Annotated in this window: 1 protein-coding gene; it reads left to right on the forward strand. The window is 62.6% G+C overall.

All coding sequences use genetic code 11. The annotated features are described in order from the left end of the window. The coding region (locus EN906_RS34905) for an aspartate aminotransferase family protein (protein WP_164777645.1) at positions 1 to 1,126 on the forward strand (1,126 nt) is incomplete at both ends.

Raw genomic sequence — 1,126 nt, forward strand, 5'->3', positions numbered from 1 at the left:
CATTGGCAGCATCCCCGCTTCTTCGCCTATTTCCCGGCCAATGCGGCGCCGGTTTCGGTGGTGGCGGAATATCTGGTTTCGGCGATGGCCGCGCAATGCATGCTCTGGCAGACGTCGCCGGCGGCGACCGAACTCGAAACGCGCACCGTCGACTGGATGCGCCAGGCGCTCGGCCTGCCGGAAGGTTTCTCGGGCGTAGTCCAGGATTCAGCCTCGTCGGCGACACTGGCCGCAGTGCTGACCATGCGCGAACGGGCGCTCGATTGGCAAGGCAACAAACAAGGCCTGGCAGGGCAGGCGCGGCTGCGCATCTACTCCTCCGACCAGGTGCATACTTCGATTGACCGGGCGATCTGGGTGTCCGGCATAGGCGAGGACAATCTCGTGCGCATTCCCGTCGCCGGCCGCTTTCGCGCCATGGATACGGCGGCACTCGAGGCGGCAATCATCGCCGACAGGGAAGCCGGCATGCTGCCGGCCGGCATCATCGCTTGCGTCGGCGGCACCAGCACCGGCGGCGCCGACGATATTGCAGCGGTTGTCGAGGTCGCACGGCGGCATGGGCTTTATCTTCACGTCGACGCCGCATGGGCGGGATCGGCGATGATCTGTCCGGAATATCGGCATTTCTGGACAGGCGTCGAAGGCGCCGATTCAATCGTTTTCAATCCGCACAAATGGCTGGGCGCCCAGTTCGACTGCTCTATCCAGTTCCTGCGCGATCCCGAAAGCCATGTGAGGACGCTGGCCATCAAGCCGGATTATCTGAAGACACACGGCCACGACGGCATCATCAACTATTCCGAATGGTCGGTGCCGCTCGGCAGGCGATTTCGCGCGCTGAAATTGTGGTTCCTGCTGCGCGCCCATGGCCTGGAAAATCTGCGCACGATGATCCGCAATCATGTCGGGTGGAGCGAAGCGCTGGCGGCGCGGCTGGCAAGGGAGTTGGATTTCGAGATCGTCAGCGAACCGATGCTGTCGTTGTTCTCGTTCCGACACAAGATCGCAACCGACGCGGACGAGCACAATCTGCGCCTGGTCAATGCGATCAACGACGATGGCCGCATCTACCTGACGCAGACGAAGGTCGATGGCAGGATCGCAATCCGGTTCCAGGTCGGAC

It is taken from the genome of Mesorhizobium sp. M7A.F.Ca.CA.004.06.1.1, assembly GCF_003999135.1.
In the GTDB taxonomy this organism is placed as follows: domain Bacteria; phylum Pseudomonadota; class Alphaproteobacteria; order Rhizobiales; family Rhizobiaceae; genus Mesorhizobium.